Source organism: Plantactinospora siamensis, from assembly GCF_042434095.1.
GTDB lineage: Bacteria > Actinomycetota > Actinomycetes > Mycobacteriales > Micromonosporaceae > KBS50.
The window spans coordinates 102,844-117,910 of record NZ_JBHLUE010000032.1; the positions used below are offsets into that span (position 1 = coordinate 102,844).

Genomic DNA, 15,067 nt, shown 5'->3' on the forward strand with positions numbered 1-15,067 from the left:
CTTGTCGCACCCCGGCCGATCTGACCGGTCCCCCCGATCCCGCTGCGAAGAGGACCCGTGCTCCTCGACCACACCCCGCCCCCTGCGGACGCCACGTCCGGCGTGGCCTCAGCGCCGACCGCCGTGGACGCGTGTCGGGCAGCCGTCACGGCGCTGACCGACCGGACCGCTCCGGGCTGTCCGCCGTACCCGCCGGACCGGGTTTCGGTGCTGCTTTCGGTTCACGATCGGCTACGCACTGTAGCCTCGACCGGGTCCTGGCAGACCTTCGCCACCGTTCCCCCGGGCTCCGGGATCTCCGGCCGGGTCTGGTCGTCCGGTCAGCCCGCCGTGGTGCCGGTGGTGGCCGACGACCCCGACTACGTGGCGCTGCGTCCGGACATCCGCTCGGAGATCTGCGTGCCGGTGCACGAGCCCGGGGGCCGGCGAATCGGCGTGCTCGACCTCGAATGGACCGGTCCGGTGGAACTGGCGCCGTGGCGCGGTGCGGCCGAGCGGGTCGCGGCGCTGCTCGGCGGCCGGATCGCCGAACTGGGCGGGCCGCCGGCCGAGAGCCGGAGCGAGAAGCTGCTCCGGCACGTGGCCGCGATGACCACCGCGACCAACGAGTTCCAGCTCCGGACCGCGACCCTGGCGGCGGCCCGCGACGTGTCCGGGCTGGGCGCCGCAGTCCTGCTGCTGCCCCACCCCAGCGGCCACCGGCCGGTCGCGGACGACGCGGGGGGTGAGCTCGCCGAGCGGATCCTCACGATCCTCACGGCCGCCGGGCCGGATGAGCTCGACCGGCTGGTGGAGCGCAGCCACCGGTTCGGCGCCGCCTACACGCTGGGTGAGCCGGACCGGCCGGCCACCGCCGACACGGAGCCGCTGACCGGCATCGGCATCGGCACGTTGATCACCGTACCGGTGGGGCAGCCGGAGGCCGGCGGTGTGCTGCTGGCCGCCGACGAACGGGTGTCCCGGCCCGACCCGACGACGGTGAACCTGATGGAGCTGCTCGCGGCGCAGGCGTGGGCCTGCCTGGACCGGCTGCGCGGGCTGGCTCGGCTCCGCGAGCGGGCCAGCTCCGATCCGCTCACCGGGCTGCGGCACCACGGTCCGTTCGGCGAGCGGATGGCCGCGGCCACGCCCGGCCGGACCGCCCTGCTGGCCATCGACGTGGACGGCTTCAAGAGCGTCAACGACACGTACGGGCATCAGGCCGGCGACCAGCTGTTGATCGAACTGGCCCGGGCGCTGGAGGGGGCGCTGCGGCAGGGCGACGAGCTGTACCGGATCGGCGGGGACGAGTTCGTGGCGGTGGTCGAGGTGGCCCGCCCCGAGGAGGCCGTCGGGATCGGCGAGCGGCTGGCCGACGCGGCCCGGCGGCTCGACCGGACGATCAGCGTTGGCGTGGCCGTGCAGCGCCACCGCGAGGTGCCCGAGCACACCATGCAGCGGGCCGACGCGGCCCTCTACGAGGTGAAGCGGCGGGGCCGCGACGGCGTACGGCTGGCCCCGACCTGAGCCTGATCCGCGACCGCGCCCCGGCCTGAGCCTGATGCGCGACCGGGCCAGCGACGCCTAGCGGGTGAGCTCGGCGGCCAGCAGCTCGGCGATCTGCGCGGTGTTCAGGGCGGCGCCCTTGCGCAGGTTGTCGCCGGTGACGAAGAGGTCGAGCGCCCGCGGATCGTCCACGGCCCGCCGGATCCGGCCGACCCAGGACGGGTCGGTGCCCACCGCGTCGATCGGCATCGGGAACTCCCCCGCGGCCGGATCGTCCACCAGGATCACGCCCGGCGCGTTCCGCAGCGCCTCGCGGGCGCCCTCGGCGTCCACCTCGGCCCCGAACACCGCGTGCACGGCCACCGAGTGCCCGGTCACCACCGGCACCCGGACGCAGGTGGCCGAGACCTTCAGATCGGGCAGCCCGAGGATCTTGCGCGACTCGTTCCGCATCTTGAGCTCCTCGGACGACCAGCCGCCGTCGCGGAGCGAACCGGCCCACGGGACCACGTTCAGCGCCAGCGGGGCCGGGAACGGGCCCAGCTCGTCGCCGACCGCCTGCCGGACGTTGCCGGGCCGGGAGCCGAGCACGCGGTCACCGGCGATCTTGGAGAGCTGGTCGTGCAGCGTGTCCACGCCCGCCTTGCCGGCCCCGGAAACGGCTTGATACGACGCCAGGACCAGCTCACGCAGCCCGTACTCGCGGTGCAGCGGCGCCACCGCCACGATCATGGTGAGGGTGGTGCAGTTGGCGTTCGCGATGATGCCCTTGGGCCGGTTGCGCACCTGCTCGGGGTTGATCTCGGGGACCACCAGCGGCACGTCGCGGTCCATCCGGAAGGCCCCGGAGTTGTCCACCGCCACGGCGCCCTGGGCCACGGCCACCGGCGCCCAACGCTCGGACACCTCGTCCGGCACGTCGAACATCGCCACGTCCACGCCGTCGAACGCCTCGGCCGTCAGCTCCCGGACGGTCAGTTCCTCGCCCCGGCACCGGATCGTCCGGCCGGCGGAGTTGGCGGAGGCGATCAGGCGGATCTCGCCCCACACGTTCCGGCGGGACGACAGGAGTTCACACATGACCGTGCCGACGGCGCCGGTCGCCCCGACGACGGCCAGGGTGGGCAGCTTCGCCATCCTCGACTACCTCCCGGTACCCGCGTAGACGACCGCCTCCTCGGCGCCACCGAGGTCGAAGGCCGCGTGCACCGCGCGCACGGCGACATCGAGGTCGGTGTCCCGGCAGACGACCGAGACACGGATCTCCGAGGTCGAGATCATCTCGATGTTGACCCCGGCCTCGGCAAGCGCCTGGAAGAAGCTCGCGGCCACACCGGGATGGGACCGCATCCCCGCCCCGATCAGCGACAACTTGCCGACGTGGTCGTCGTAGAGCAGGCCCTTGAACTCGATCCGCTCCTGGATCCGGCTGAGCGCCGCCATGGCGGTCGGGCCGTCGGTCTTCGGCAGCGTGAACGAGATGTCCGTCCGGCCCGTCCCCTCGGTGGAGACGTTCTGCACGATCATGTCGATGTTGATCTCGGCGCCGGCCGCGGTCTCGAAGATCCGGGCCGCTGCGCCCGGCTCGTCCGGCACGCCCACGATCGTGATCTTGGCTTCGCTGCGGTCGTGCGCGACCCCGGTGATCAACGCTTGTTCCACGGGAAGGTCCTCCATCGATCCGGCGACGATCGTGCCGGGGTTGGTCGAGTACGACGAGCGGACATGAATCGGCATGCCGAACCGGCGGGCGTACTCCACGCACCTCAGCATGAGCACCTTCGCGCCGCAGGCGGCCAGCTCCAGCATCTCTTCGTAGGTGATTCGCGTGATCTGGCGGGCGTCCGGAACGATCCGTGGATCGGCCGTGAAAACGCCGTCCACGTCGGTGTAGATCTCGCAGACGTCGGCCCCGAGCGCGGCCGCCAGGGCCACCGCGGTGGTGTCCGACCCGCCGCGGCCCAGCGTGGTGATGTCCTTGGTGTCCTGGGAGACGCCCTGGAAGCCGGCCACGATGGCGATCGCGCCCTCGTCGAGCGCGCCGCGCAGCCGGCCGGGGGTCACGTCGATGATCCGGGCCCGCCCGTGCGTCGAGGTGGTCAGCACGCCGGCCTGCGATCCGGTGTACGACCGGGCCTCGTACCCCAGGTTGTGGATGGCCATCGCGAGCAGCGCCATGGAGATCCGCTCGCCGGCGGTGAGCAGCATGTCGAGCTCCCGACCCGGCGGGAGCGGGCTCACCTGGTTGGCGAGGTCGAGCAGCTCGTCGGTGGTGTCGCCCATGGCCGAGACCACCACGACCACGTCGTCGCCGGCCTTCCGGGTGTCGACGATCCGCTCGGCCACCCGCTTGATCCGCTCGGCGTTGGCGACGGAGGAACCGCCGTACTTCTGCACCACGAGTGCCACGACGGGCCAGCCTCCTCCATCAGGTCCGAACGTGCCAACGCCGCCGGTACTTGAAGCCGGCGGCGCCGAGCGAGACCACCTCAGGGTACCGGCCGGCTCCGACGACTGGGACGGCCGATCCCACCATCCGGGGTACGAGGGCGGCCCGGAACCGGCCGCGAGGGGCGGCGGCAGCCCGGACGAACTGGGGCAATCCATCGCGCCCGGTCCGCCCCATCCGGGCCGCCCGCCGACCCGGATTCACCTCGCCCCCGGCGTGTCCGAGCGCCGGCGATAGGTGGTTCGTCCGCTTCCCACCAGAATGGCCGGATGCGGACCTTCAACCCGTACCCGCCGGCCACCCCCCGCGGCGGCGCCCGCTTCGGCCGGACGCTCCTCCGTACGCTCCGTACGCTCCGGACGCTCCTGCTCGCGACGGCGACCGCGGCAGCGGCCGCGGCGCTGACGCTGACGCTGGCCGGCTGCGACCAGCCGGCCCCGCCGCCGGAGCCGACGCCGGCGGAGCGGCCGGCCGTCCCCGGGGCCGACGAGGCCCGGGACCAGCTCGCGGCGCGGGTGGCCGCGGCCGGCGACCGCCGGGTCACCGCCCAGTACCTGCTGGCCACGGCCGGCGCGGCGGACCGCTGGGTGACCGTGACGGAGGCCGCGGACGGCGGCTGGCGGGTCGACGTGGCCGGCGGCGCCCTCTCGGGAAACGCCGACATCTCGGTCGCCCGGACCGCCGACGGCCTGTTCCAGTGCGCCCTTCAGTCGGCCGGCCGGCCCGACCCGCCCGTCTGCGTCCGGGTGGCGGACCCGGACGGCGTCCTGCCCGCGCCGCTCGACCCGGAGGTCGAGCACGTCTTCACGGACTGGCGGCAGGCGCTGCTCGACCGGGCCGAACCGCTGGCAGTCGGGGCGAGCCGCCCGCTGCCCGGCGCCGCCGGCTCGTGCTATTCGGTCGACTCGACCTCGGCCGCGCTCGCTCCGCCGGTGGCGGAGGGCATCTACTGCTACGAACCGGACGGAACGCTCACGGCGGCCCGGCTCAAGCTGGGCTCCCTGCGCCTGGTGGGCGCCCCGGCCGCCGCCCCGGCCACGGTCACCCTGCCGGCCCCGGTCGTGGCCGCCGACCCCCTGCCGATCACCGCCCCCACCCTCCCGACCTGACCCCGGCCCCCTGCCCACCCCCGGCCCCCCTGCCCACCCCCGGGCCGCCCCGGCCGCCCCCGGCCGCCGCGATCTTGCACTTTGGGCCCATCTTTTGCGCCGAAGGCACCTTTTGTCGGGGCCAAAAGTGCAAGATCGACGCGAGAGGTGCGCGAGAGGTGCGCGAGAGAGGGGTCGTCGAGGGGGTGGTATCCCACAGTACGGACCCGGCTACCGGAGGACCGATCCAGCCCGTAAGGTCGCTTCTGTCATGTGGCAGTCGCTCCTCCTTCGCTGCCGCGACGGGGCCCACCGGGTCGGCACCCCGTCGCGGGCTTGACGCGCGCCGCCATCTCAGGGACATCCGGGCCGTTTCCGGCCCTCCGCTCGGCACCGTCGCCGCTCAGCTGACGTTCATTCGGTACGCGACGCCGGTGCAGCATGCTTCGTCGACGTCACATGACAACCGGGAGCCTCCGTCATGGCCTCATCCGCAACCGCACCCGAGAGCACCGATCCCGCAGGCACCGATCCCGCAGGCAGCGATCCCGCAGGCAGCGATCCCGCAGGCACCGATCCGATCGCCCGGCAGCGGCCCAGCAGCATGCCGTTCCATCGCTACCGGCCGTACCATCAGCAGTTCCGCACCGATCTGCCGGATCGGCGGTGGCCGACCCGGCGGATCGAGGCGGCGCCCCGGTGGTGCGCCGTGGACCTGCGGGACGGCAACCAGGCGCTGATCGACCCCATGTCACCGGAGCGCAAGCGGCGGATGTTCCAGCTGCTCGTCCAGATGGGCTACAAGGAGATCGAGGTCGGCTTCCCGGCGGCCAGCCAGACCGACTTCGACTTCATCCGGCAACTGGTCGAGCAGGACATGATCCCGGACGACGTCACCATCCAGGTCCTCACCCAGTGCCGCGAGCACCTGATCGACCGGACCTTCGAGTCCATTCGCGGCGCCGACCGGGCGATCGTGCACTTCTACAACTCCACCTCGATCCTCCAGCGGCGGGTGGTCTTCGGGCTGGACCGGGCCGGGATCACCGACATCGCCACCTCGGCCGCTCGGTTCTGCCAGAAGTACGCCGAGATCCACGCCCCGGACACGGACGTCTTCTACGAGTATTCGCCCGAGTCGTACACGGGGACCGAACTGGAGTACGCGCTGGAGATCTGCGCGGCGGTGACCGAGGTGATCGACCCCACGCCGGACCGGCCGCTGATCGTGAACCTGCCGGCCACCGTCGAGATGGCCACCCCGAACGTGTACGCCGACTCGATCGAGTGGATGGACCGCAACCTGCCCCGGCGGCAGAGCCTGGTGCTCAGCCTGCACCCGCACAACGACCGCGGCACCGGGGTGGCGGCCGCCGAGTTGGGCCTGCTGGCCGGGGCGGACCGGGTCGAGGGCTGCCTGTTCGGCAACGGAGAGCGGACCGGCAACGTGGACCTGGTGACCCTCGGGCTCAACCTGTTCGCCCAGGGCATCGACCCCGAGATCGACTTCTCCGGCATCGACCGGATCCGGCGGGCGGTGGAGTACTGCAACCAGCTGCCGGTGCACGAGCGGCACCCGTACGCCGGGGACCTGGTCTTCACCGCCTTCTCCGGCTCGCACCAGGACGCCATCAACAAGGGCCTGGACGCGCTGGCCGCCGAGGCGGCCGCGGCCGGGGCGCCGGTGGACGAGCACCCGTGGGAGGTGCCCTACCTGCCGGTCGACCCGAAGGACCTGGGTCGCACGTACGAGGCGATCATCCGGGTCAACTCGCAGTCCGGCAAGGGCGGCGTCGCGTACATCATGAAGACCGAGCACCACCTGGACCTGCCCCGGCGGTTGCAGATCGAGTTCTCCGGCGTGGTGCAGCGGGTGACCGACGCCGGCGGCGGCGAGGTCGAGCCCGGCCGGATGTGGGAGATCTTCGCCAACGACTACCTGGTCGACCACCAGCCGGCGCCGGCCCTGGTGGTGCACGGCTACCGCACGGACATCGTGGACGGCAAGGTGGAGCTCGAGGTCGAGGTGAGCGCCGGCGGGAAGCGCCGGTCGCTGTCCGCCACCGGTCGGGGCCCGATCGACGCGTACGTCAACGCGATCGCCGAGCTGGACTTCCAGGTACGGGTGCTGGACTACCACGAGCACGCGATGTCGGCCGGCGGCGACGCGCAGGCCGCCGCGTACGTCGAGTGCGACGTGGAGGGCAGGCAGCTCTGGGGCGTGGGCCTGGACCAGAACATCGTCACGGCCACCATGGGCGCCATCACCAGCGCCATCAACCGCGCCCGCCGCTGAGCGGAAAGGAAGGGCCCCTTCTTATCGCTTTTTGTATAGGAAGGGGCCCTTCTTAACCATCGGGCGAGGCGAGGCGAGGCGCCGCGAGGCGAGGCGAGGCGCCGCGAGGCGCCGCGAGGCGAGGCGAGGCGCCGCGAGGCGAGGCGAGACAAGGCGAGACGAGGCGCCGCGCCCCCGTCGGCGCTCAGCCGCGGCCCGCCGGCTGATGCTCCTCCGGCGGGTACATGGGCGGGGGCAGCGACGGGCACGGCCGGGACGGCGGCGCCGGCCGGGCGGGCCGGTGCACGAGCAGGGCGGCCAGGATGGCGCTCGCGTACATGAGCCCGGCCGACCACACCATGGCCGAGCGGAACGCCGAGGTCAGCTGCGCCGGCTGCTCGTAGGCGGTGCCGGTCAGACCCACCAGCAGCGGCAGGGCGGCGATCGCCAGCAGGCCGCCCACCCGGGAGGCCGCGTTGTTGACCCCGCTGGCCACCCCGGCGTAGTGGTCGGCCACCGCGCCGAGCACGGACGCGGTGAGCGGCGCCACCACGAAGGTCATGCCGAGACCGAACAGGAACACCCCCGGCAGCACCTCGGTCCAGTACGACGCGTGCGGCTGGATCCCGCGCAGCAGCAGGAAGCCGGTGCCGGCCAGCAGCGGCCCGACGGTGAGCGGCAGCCGCGGACCGATCCGGGCCGCCAGCGCCCCGGCCCGGGCGGAGCCGAGCAGCAGCAGGATGGTGAGCGGCAGGGTCGCCACGCCGGTGAGCAACGCGGAGTAGCCCACCACGTTCTGCAGGAACACCGCGAGGAAGAACGTCAGCCCGCTGAGCGCCGCGTACACGGCCACGGTGTAGATGTTGAGCACGGCGAACAGCCGGCTACCGAACAGCCGCAACGGGAGCATGGCCCGGTCTCCCCGCCGGTGCTCGACGAGGACGAACGCCACGCCCGCCGCCACGCCCACGATCGCGGCGCCGAGCACGGGCAGGGAGGCGAAACCGCTCTTGGGGGCGTCGATCAACGCGTACGTGACGCCGGCCAGCGCCAGGGCGCCGAGCAGCGCGCCCAGCACGTCGAAGTGCGACCTCCGGGCCGCGTCGGGCGACCCGCCGCCGGCCGTCGCCCCGGCCCCGGCCGCGTCGCGCGCCCCGGCGGCGTCGCGCGCCCCAGCCGCATCGCGCGCCCCGGCCGCGTCGCGCGCCCCAGCCGCATCGCGCGCCGCGGCCGCGTCGGATGACCGGGCTCCGGCGGTACGGCTCAGCGACTCGTCCCGGCTCTCCGGCACCCAGCGCAGCGCCGCGAGGACGACCCCGACGGCCAGCGGCAGGTTGATGAAGAAGATCCACCGCCAGGAGAGCGAGTCGATCAGCCAGCCGCCGACGAACGGCCCGAGCGCTGTGGACACTCCGGCCAGGCCCGACCAGGCGCCGATGGCCCGACCCCGCTCGTCCGGATGGAAGCTGCCCTGCAGCAACGCCAGCGATCCCGGGGTGAGCAGCGCGCCGCCGACGCCCTGCAGCACCCGGGCCGCGACCAGCCACTCGATGCTTTGGGCGAACCCGCACAGCATCGAGGCGGCTGTGAACCAGACCACCCCGGCCAGGAAGATCCGCCGCCGCCCGAGCCGGTCCCCGAGCGCGCCACCGAGCAGCACGAACGCAGCCAGCATCAGCAGGTAGCCGTTGACCGTCCACTGCAAACCGCCGACCGCCGCGTTCAGGTCCCGGCCGAGGTGTGGCAGCGCCACGTTGACCACGGTCCCGTCCAGGAAGACCATGCCCGAGGCGAGGATCGCGGCAAGCAGCGTGCCGCGACCGGCGGCGGTCCCCAGGCGTAGCGGCGGCGCGATCCGGCTCATGGTCACCAATCTGCCCCCTCGACGTGGTGATTACCACGAAAATCCCGAACGACGCGCCGATGCTGCGTTCGGGGCGTAAAGGCCGCAAGCTTGGGAGGTGTCCATTCGTACCCTGAAGACCCGAACCGCGCGGCTCGCGCTCGTCGCGATGCTCGCCCTCGCCGGCGCCGGTTGCGGCCCGGTCACCCTGCCCGACAGTCCGTCCGCGCCCGCCTCCGGCGCCGGTGGCGGCGGCGATGCCGCCAAGCAGCTGAGCCGGCTCACCGTGGCCAGCAGCGGATCGATGCGCGGTTACAGCCGGGACAGATTCCCGCACTGGCGCTCGACCGGCCGCAACTGCGATGTGCGGGACAGCGTCCTCAAGCGGGACGGCAAGGAGGTCAAGCTGTCCGGCTGCAATGTGGTGGGTGGCCGGTGGACCAGCCCGTACGACGGTCGTAGCTTCAGCGACCCGAAGGACATGGACATCGATCACATGGTGCCGCTGGCCAACGCGTGGCGTTCCGGCGCGGTGAGCTGGACCGACGACAAGCGCGGCGACTTCGCCAACGACCTGACCCGGCCGCAGCTGGCGGCGGTTTCGCTGACCAGCAACCGGGCAAAGGGAGACCAGGACCCGTCCCAGTGGAAGCCTCCGAACCGGGACTACTGGTGCCGCTACGCGCAGGATTGGATCACGGTGAAGAGTTACTGGAAATTGACGGTGACCTCCGCCGAGAAGGCCGCGTTGACCGACATGCTGAGGACCTGCTGATGGCCGACAAGAGCACCGCCGACCCGAGCACCGCCGGGCCGACCGCCGCGGCCGGCAAGGCCGCCGGCCCCGCCGCCACCGGCGGCGCCGACGACACCGCCGGGAAGACCGCCGCGGCCTCCGCCGGGCCGACCGCCGCCGACCCGACCGCCGCCCACCCGAGCACCGCCGGGCCGAGCGCCGCCGCTCCGGCGGCGCCGGCCGCCGGCACGTCCCGGACCACCGACGTCACGCCCGGTCCGGGCGGAGTGATGACCGACGAGGCCGGCGTGGTCACCGGGCCGCTCACCCTGCAGACCGAGTACGCCGACGGCGCGGTGACGGTACGCGTGCAGTACAAGGACGCCGACGAGTGGTACGCGGTGACCGGCGCCCATGCCCCGCTGGCCGACCCGGCCGGCCTGGATGCCGTCCACGCCATCGCCGTGGCCCTGACCAACCGCCCCGAGGGCTGACCGCCCGCCAGGCGTTAGGAAGGGCCCCTTCCTATACAAAAAGCGATAAGAAGGGGCCCTTCCTTACCCCTCAGGGGGTGGGGATGAGTTCGCCGGGGTCGCCCGGGGACTCGGTGTCGGTCGGCCTGGTCAGCTCGGCCTTCACCTCGTGCGGCCGGATCCGGCCCTCCTCGATCTCCTCGGCGAAGTGGCACGCCACCCGGTGGCCTCCGGCGACCTCGCGCAACGCCGGCCGCTCGTCGCGGCAGCGGGTCGGCTGGGCCCACGGGCAGCGGGTGTGGAACCGGCAGCCCGACGGCGGGTTGGCCGGCGACGGCAGGTCACCGGCGAGCAGGATCCGCTCCCGCCGGTCCTCCACGGTCGGGTCCGGCACCGGCACCGCCGACATGAGCGCCCGGGTGTACGGGTGCAGCGGCGTGCGGTACAGCTCCTCGCTGCCGGCCTCCTCGACCAGGCCGCCCAGGTACATCACCCCTACGGTGTCTGCGATGTGCCGGACCACGGCGAGATCGTGCGCGATGATCAGGTAGGTGAGGCCGAGCCGATTCTGAAGCTCCTCCAGCAGGTTGAGCACCTGAGCCTGGATCGACACGTCGAGCGCGGACACCGGCTCGTCGGCCACGATCAGGTCGGGGTCCAGCACCAGGGCCCGGGCGATGCCGATCCGCTGCCGCTGCCCGCCGGAGAACTCGTGCGGATACCGGCTCAGCGCCGACGCCGGCAGGCCCACGGCGGCCAGCGTCTCCCGCAGCCGCTTGTCGACGGCCGCCTTGTCCTTCGCCAGCCCGTGCGCCTTCAGCCCCTCCACCAGCAGCGACTCCACCGACTGCCGCGGGTCCAGGCTGGACATCGGGTCCTGGAAGATCATCTGGATCCGCCGGCGGGTCCGGCGCATCGTCTCCCCGCTCAGCGCCCGCAGATCGGTCCCGGCGAAGACGATCTCACCGTCGGTCGGCTCCACCAGCCGGAGCAGGCCCCGGCCGAGGGTCGACTTCCCGCAACCCGACTCGCCCACCAGGCCGTACGTCTCACCCTTGCGAATGGACAGCGAGACGCCGTCCACCGCGTAGACGTACCCGACGGTGCGGTCGAAGAGCAGCCCGCTCTTGATCGGGAAGTGCACCTTGAGGTCGCGCAGCTCGAGCAACGGCGGCTCGCCGTCCACCCCGCCAGCCTCCGGCGTACCGGCCTCCCGCGCGCTGACCTCCGGCGTGCCGGCCTCTCGGGCACCGGGCTCCGGCGCGGCGGCGAGCGTAGCGTCCGGCGCGGCCTCCGCGGACGGCTGCGCCGGCACCCGGCCGGCGCCGCCGGTGGCCGCCGGGTCCGCGGCGGCCGCAGGGTCCGCGGCGGCCGCAGGGTCGCCGGTGGCCGCCGGGTCCGCGGCGGCCCGCCCGGCGCCGCCAGCGGCCTCCGGCGCCGGATCCGGTACGCCCGCCCCGCCCGCGCCGTCGATGCCGTCCGGCTCCCGCTCCGGTACGCCCGCCCGCTCGATCGGGGTGTCGCGCTGCTCGTTGGGCTCGGCGCTCATCGGACCGCCACCTCCTGGGGGACGGGGTTGTTGCAGCGCAGCCGGCCGCCGCGCGCGGTGGGCTCGAGCGGCGGGGTGGCGCCCACACAGGCGTCCACCACGCGCTCGCAGCGGGGCGCGAAGGCGCACCCCTCGGACCAGGGGATGTTGTCGGAGACCGAGCCGGGGATGGCGTGCAGCCGCTCCCCGCGCACCGAGTCGAGCCGGGGCACCGAGCTCAGCAGCCCGTACGTGTAGGGGTGCCGGGGCTGGGCGAACAGCTGGTGCCGCTCGGCGGTCTCGACCACCTTGCCGCCGTACAGCACGTTGACCGTGTCGCAGAGCCCGGCCACCACGCCGAGGTCGTGGGTGATCATGATGAGCGCCGTGCCGGTGTCGTCCACCAGCTCCTTGAGCAGGGTGAGGATCTGCGCCTGGATCGTCACGTCCAGCGCCGTGGTGGGCTCGTCGGCGATCAGCAGCCGCGGCTTGCAGGCCAGCGCGATGGCGATGAGGGCGCGCTGGCGCATGCCGCCGGAGATCTGGTGCGGATACTCCGAGAGCCGGCGGTCCGGGTCCGGGATGCCGACGGCGTCGAGCAGGTCCCGGGACTCCCGCAACGCCTGCCGGCGGTCCCGGCCCTGGTGCCGCTCGAGCACCTCGGCCACCTGGCGGCCGATCGGCACGACCGGGTTGAGCGAGGACAGCGGGTCCTGGAAGATCATGCCGATCTCCTTGCCGCGCCGGTCCCGCAGGTCGTCCGGGCGCAGCCGAAGCAGGTCGGTGCCCTCGAACAACACCTCGCCGCCCACCTTGTTGCCGCGCTTGGGCAGCAGGCCCATGATGGCCAGGCTGGTCACGCTCTTGCCGCAGCCGGACTCACCGACCAGGCCCACGGTCTGGCCGGGCTCGACGGTGAAGCTCACCTTGTCCACGGCCGTGAAGGGCCGCTCGCCCCGGCGGCCGAAGACCACGCTCAGATCCCGTACGTCGAGCAGGGTCATCGTGATCCTCCCTGGTGCCTGTCCCGGACAACGATCATCGTGATCACCGCCGGTTCTTGGGGTCGATGGCTTCCCGCATGGCCTCACCGAGCAGGGTGAAGCCGAGCGCCACGATGATGATGGCCAGCGCCGGGTAGTAGGCCAGTTCGGGCCGTACGTCGAAGTAGCGCTGGCCGTCGACGCCGAGCATCAGGCCCCACTCGGCCCGGTTGATGTCCGGGTCGCCGAGGCCGAGGAAGGACAGCGCCGCGGCGTCCAGGATGGCCACCGAGAAGGTCAGGGTGGCCTGGACGATCACCGCGGTCATCGCGTTCGGCAGCATGTGCCGGAGCACGATGTTGCGCTGCCGCACCCCGAGCGATCGGGCCGCCAGCACGTGGTCGCTCTCCCGCTGGGCCAGCATGGAGCCGCGCAACAGCCGGGCGAAGATCGGTACGTTGACGATGGCCACCGCGAAGATGACCGTCCACTGGCTCGACTTGCTCGCCATGGCCACCAGGGTGATCGCCAGCAGCAGGCTGGGCAGCGCCAGCATCACGTCGGTGAGCCGCATGAGGACCACGTCGACCCAGCCGCCGAACGCGCCGGAGATCGCGCCGATGAGCACGCCGAGGGCCAGGCCGATCAGGGTGGCCAGCACCCCCACGAAGAGGGTCTGCCGCGAGCCGTAGATGAGCCGGGAGGCGAAGTCCCGGCCCAGCGGGTCCGAGCCGAGCAGGAAGCCCGACCGGGCGCCCGGGATGCTGTCCACCCGCAGGTCCTTGGTCAGCTCGGGGAACCGGGTGGTGGGGTCGTGCTGGGCGATCAGCGGGGCGAAGATCGCGACGAGGATCAGCAGCAGCACGATGGCCGCGCCGATGATCGCCACCGGGTTCCGGCGCAACCGCTGGAACGCGTCGCGGAGCAGGCTCACCCCGCCCTTGTCGGCGGTCGCCTGGGCCAGTTCCTCCAGCCGGGCCCGCTTCCGGTCGCCCAGCAGCCCGATACTCCGCTCGCTCATGCCCGCTCCTCGCTCCGCTCGGACCGGTCATGAGGCTCCACCGCACTGAGCCCGATGATTCGCTCACTCCGCTCGCTCATGCCCGCTCCTCGCTCAGGTTCCGGCCGCTCATCGGACCCGCACCCGGGGGTCGATGATCGCGTACGACAGGTCGACGGCCAGGTTGACCACGACGAAGACCAGCGCCGCGAGCATGATCAGCGCCTGCAACACGGGATAGTCCCGGCTGCCGGTGATCGACTGGTTGATCAACGTGCCGAGCCCGCCCCAGTTGTAGACGCGCTCGGTGAGCACCGCGCCGGCGAGCAGCGCGCCGGTCTGCAGGCCGATGGTGGTGACCACCGGCAGCAGGGCGTTCCGCAGCACGTGCCGGCCGCGGATCGTCTTCTGCCGCAGGCCCTTGGCCTCGGCGGTGCGCACGTAGTCCTCGTTCAGCACGTCGAGGACGCTGGCCCGGGTGATCCGCACGATCACCGCGAGCGGGATGGTGGCCAGCGTGATGGCCGGCAGCACCAGGTGCCAGAGGGCGTCGGCGCTGGCGTCGAACTCCCGGGTCAGCAGCCCGTCCAGCACGAAGAAGCCGGTGACGTCGGTGTTGTCGACACCCGTGCTGATCCGCCCGGACGGCGGGAACCAGTGGATGTTCTGGGTGAAGACGTCCTTGAGCAGATAGCCCAGGAAGAAGATGGGGATCGAGATGCCCAGCAGGGTGGCGCCGACGGTGAGGTTGTCGAGCAGCCGGCCGCGGTACCGGGCGGCCAGGTATCCGAGCGGTATGCCGAGCGCGACCGCGATGATGAGCGCGGCGACCGAGAGCTCGATGGTGGCCGGGAAGGCGCGGGCGATCACCGCGCTGACCGCGTCTCCGGTCCGGATCGAATTGCCGAAGTCGCCGGAGAGGGTGCGCTGCATGAACTTGCCGTACTGCACCCAGATCGGTTGGTCATAGCCGAGCGCCTTGGTGAGCAGCGCCCGGGTGGCGGGTGTGGCCCGCTCGCCGAGCAGCGCGTCGACCGGGCCACCGGGCAGGTTGCGCAGCCAGATGAAGATCAGTGCCGACAGCACGATCAGGGTCACCGCCATCTGGAGCAGGCGGCGGATTATCACTCGCAGCATGTTCTCTGCCCTTCGAGCCTTCGAGTCGGGCCGCTTGTTTCACGGGTGCGGCCCGGACCGGGACTGCTGC

12 protein-coding genes are annotated in these 15,067 nt (G+C 72.6%); 5 read left to right on the forward strand and 7 right to left on the reverse strand.

Annotated elements, in window-relative coordinates; genetic code table 11:
• Positions 1-57 precede the first annotated feature (57 nt).
• Positions 58-1,506 carry a sensor domain-containing diguanylate cyclase gene (locus ACFFHU_RS28950; protein ID WP_377343610.1) on the forward strand — a complete coding sequence of 483 codons (1,449 nt, stop codon included), beginning with the start codon at positions 58-60 and terminating at the stop codon, positions 1,504-1,506.
• A 57-nt stretch (positions 1,507-1,563) separates the two neighbouring features.
• Here the strand turns inward: ACFFHU_RS28950 and ACFFHU_RS28955 are convergent, their stop codons facing one another.
• Both ACFFHU_RS28955 and ACFFHU_RS28960 read right to left on the reverse strand, forming a co-directional pair.
• Positions 1,564-2,622: an aspartate-semialdehyde dehydrogenase gene (locus ACFFHU_RS28955; RefSeq protein ID WP_377343611.1), complete on the reverse strand. Its 1,059-nt coding sequence runs from the start codon at positions 2,620-2,622 to the stop codon at positions 1,564-1,566.
• A gap of 6 nt (positions 2,623-2,628) precedes the next feature.
• Positions 2,629-3,894: an aspartate kinase gene (locus ACFFHU_RS28960; RefSeq protein WP_377343613.1), complete on the reverse strand. Its 1,266-nt coding sequence runs from the start codon at positions 3,892-3,894 to the stop codon at positions 2,629-2,631.
• 309 nt (positions 3,895-4,203) lie between these two features.
• On the opposite strand from ACFFHU_RS28960, the gene ACFFHU_RS28965 reads away from it, so the two are divergent.
• Positions 4,204-5,043, forward strand: coding sequence for a hypothetical protein (locus tag ACFFHU_RS28965; protein ID WP_377343614.1), 840 nt, complete (start codon positions 4,204-4,206; stop codon positions 5,041-5,043).
• A gap of 583 nt (positions 5,044-5,626) precedes the next feature.
• On the forward strand, positions 5,627-7,318 hold the full coding sequence (gene leuA, locus ACFFHU_RS28970) for a 2-isopropylmalate synthase (protein WP_377343658.1): 1,692 nt from the start codon (positions 5,627-5,629) through the stop codon (positions 7,316-7,318).
• Positions 7,319-7,502: 184 nt separating this feature from the next.
• On the opposite strand, the gene ACFFHU_RS28975 is transcribed toward leuA, so the two are convergent.
• Positions 7,503-9,161 carry an MFS transporter gene (locus ACFFHU_RS28975; RefSeq protein WP_377343615.1) on the reverse strand — a complete coding sequence of 553 codons (1,659 nt, stop codon included), beginning with the start codon at positions 9,159-9,161 and terminating at the stop codon, positions 7,503-7,505.
• Positions 9,162-9,273: 112 nt separating this feature from the next.
• On the opposite strand from ACFFHU_RS28975, the gene ACFFHU_RS28980 reads away from it, so the two are divergent.
• Together ACFFHU_RS28980 and ACFFHU_RS28985 are read left to right on the forward strand one after the other, a co-directional pair.
• A complete protein-coding gene (locus ACFFHU_RS28980; protein ID WP_377343659.1) occupies positions 9,274-9,915 on the forward strand; it encodes an HNH endonuclease family protein in 642 nt (213 codons plus the stop codon).
• Entirely contained in the window at positions 9,915-10,370 is a 456-nt protein-coding gene (locus tag ACFFHU_RS28985; RefSeq protein WP_377343616.1) for a hypothetical protein, read from the forward strand. Before ACFFHU_RS28980 ends, ACFFHU_RS28985 begins: the two co-directional genes overlap by 1 nt.
• Before the next feature lie 70 nt (positions 10,371-10,440).
• Here ACFFHU_RS28985 and ACFFHU_RS28990 read toward each other — a convergent pair whose 3' ends face one another.
• The 4 genes from ACFFHU_RS28990 to ACFFHU_RS29005 form a co-directional block, all read right to left on the reverse strand.
• Positions 10,441-11,535, reverse strand: a complete 1,095-nt coding sequence (locus ACFFHU_RS28990; protein WP_377343660.1) for an ABC transporter ATP-binding protein — start codon at positions 11,533-11,535, stop codon at positions 10,441-10,443.
• Positions 11,536-11,894: 359 nt separating this feature from the next.
• Positions 11,895-12,881, reverse strand: coding sequence for an ABC transporter ATP-binding protein (locus ACFFHU_RS28995; RefSeq protein WP_377343617.1), 987 nt, complete (start codon positions 12,879-12,881; stop codon positions 11,895-11,897).
• A gap of 43 nt (positions 12,882-12,924) precedes the next feature.
• Entirely contained in the window at positions 12,925-13,881 is a 957-nt protein-coding gene (locus ACFFHU_RS29000; RefSeq protein WP_377343618.1) for an ABC transporter permease, read from the reverse strand.
• 108 nt (positions 13,882-13,989) lie between these two features.
• Entirely contained in the window at positions 13,990-14,997 is a 1,008-nt protein-coding gene (locus ACFFHU_RS29005) for an ABC transporter permease (RefSeq protein WP_377343619.1), read from the reverse strand.
• Between the last annotated feature and the right edge of the window lie 70 nt (positions 14,998-15,067).

What these genes read in the sequence shown, in the direction of transcription:
- ACFFHU_RS28955 (WP_377343611.1), bottom strand. Translation starts at nt 2,622, where the DNA reads ATGGCGAAGCTGCCCACCCTGGCCGTCGTCGGGGCGACCGGCGCCGTC.
- ACFFHU_RS28965 (WP_377343614.1), top strand. Translation starts at nt 4,204, where the DNA reads ATGCGGACCTTCAACCCGTACCCGCCGGCCACCCCCCGCGGCGGCGCC.
- leuA (WP_377343658.1), top strand. Translation starts at nt 5,627, where the DNA reads ATGCCGTTCCATCGCTACCGGCCGTACCATCAGCAGTTCCGCACCGAT.
- ACFFHU_RS28975 (WP_377343615.1), bottom strand. Translation starts at nt 9,161, where the DNA reads ATGAGCCGGATCGCGCCGCCGCTACGCCTGGGGACCGCCGCCGGTCGC.
- ACFFHU_RS28985 (WP_377343616.1), top strand. Translation starts at nt 9,915, where the DNA reads ATGGCCGACAAGAGCACCGCCGACCCGAGCACCGCCGGGCCGACCGCC.
- ACFFHU_RS28995 (WP_377343617.1), bottom strand. Translation starts at nt 12,881, where the DNA reads ATGACCCTGCTCGACGTACGGGATCTGAGCGTGGTCTTCGGCCGCCGG.
- ACFFHU_RS29000 (WP_377343618.1), bottom strand. Translation starts at nt 13,881, where the DNA reads ATGAGCGAGCGGAGTATCGGGCTGCTGGGCGACCGGAAGCGGGCCCGG.
- ACFFHU_RS29005 (WP_377343619.1), bottom strand. Translation starts at nt 14,997, where the DNA reads ATGCTGCGAGTGATAATCCGCCGCCTGCTCCAGATGGCGGTGACCCTG.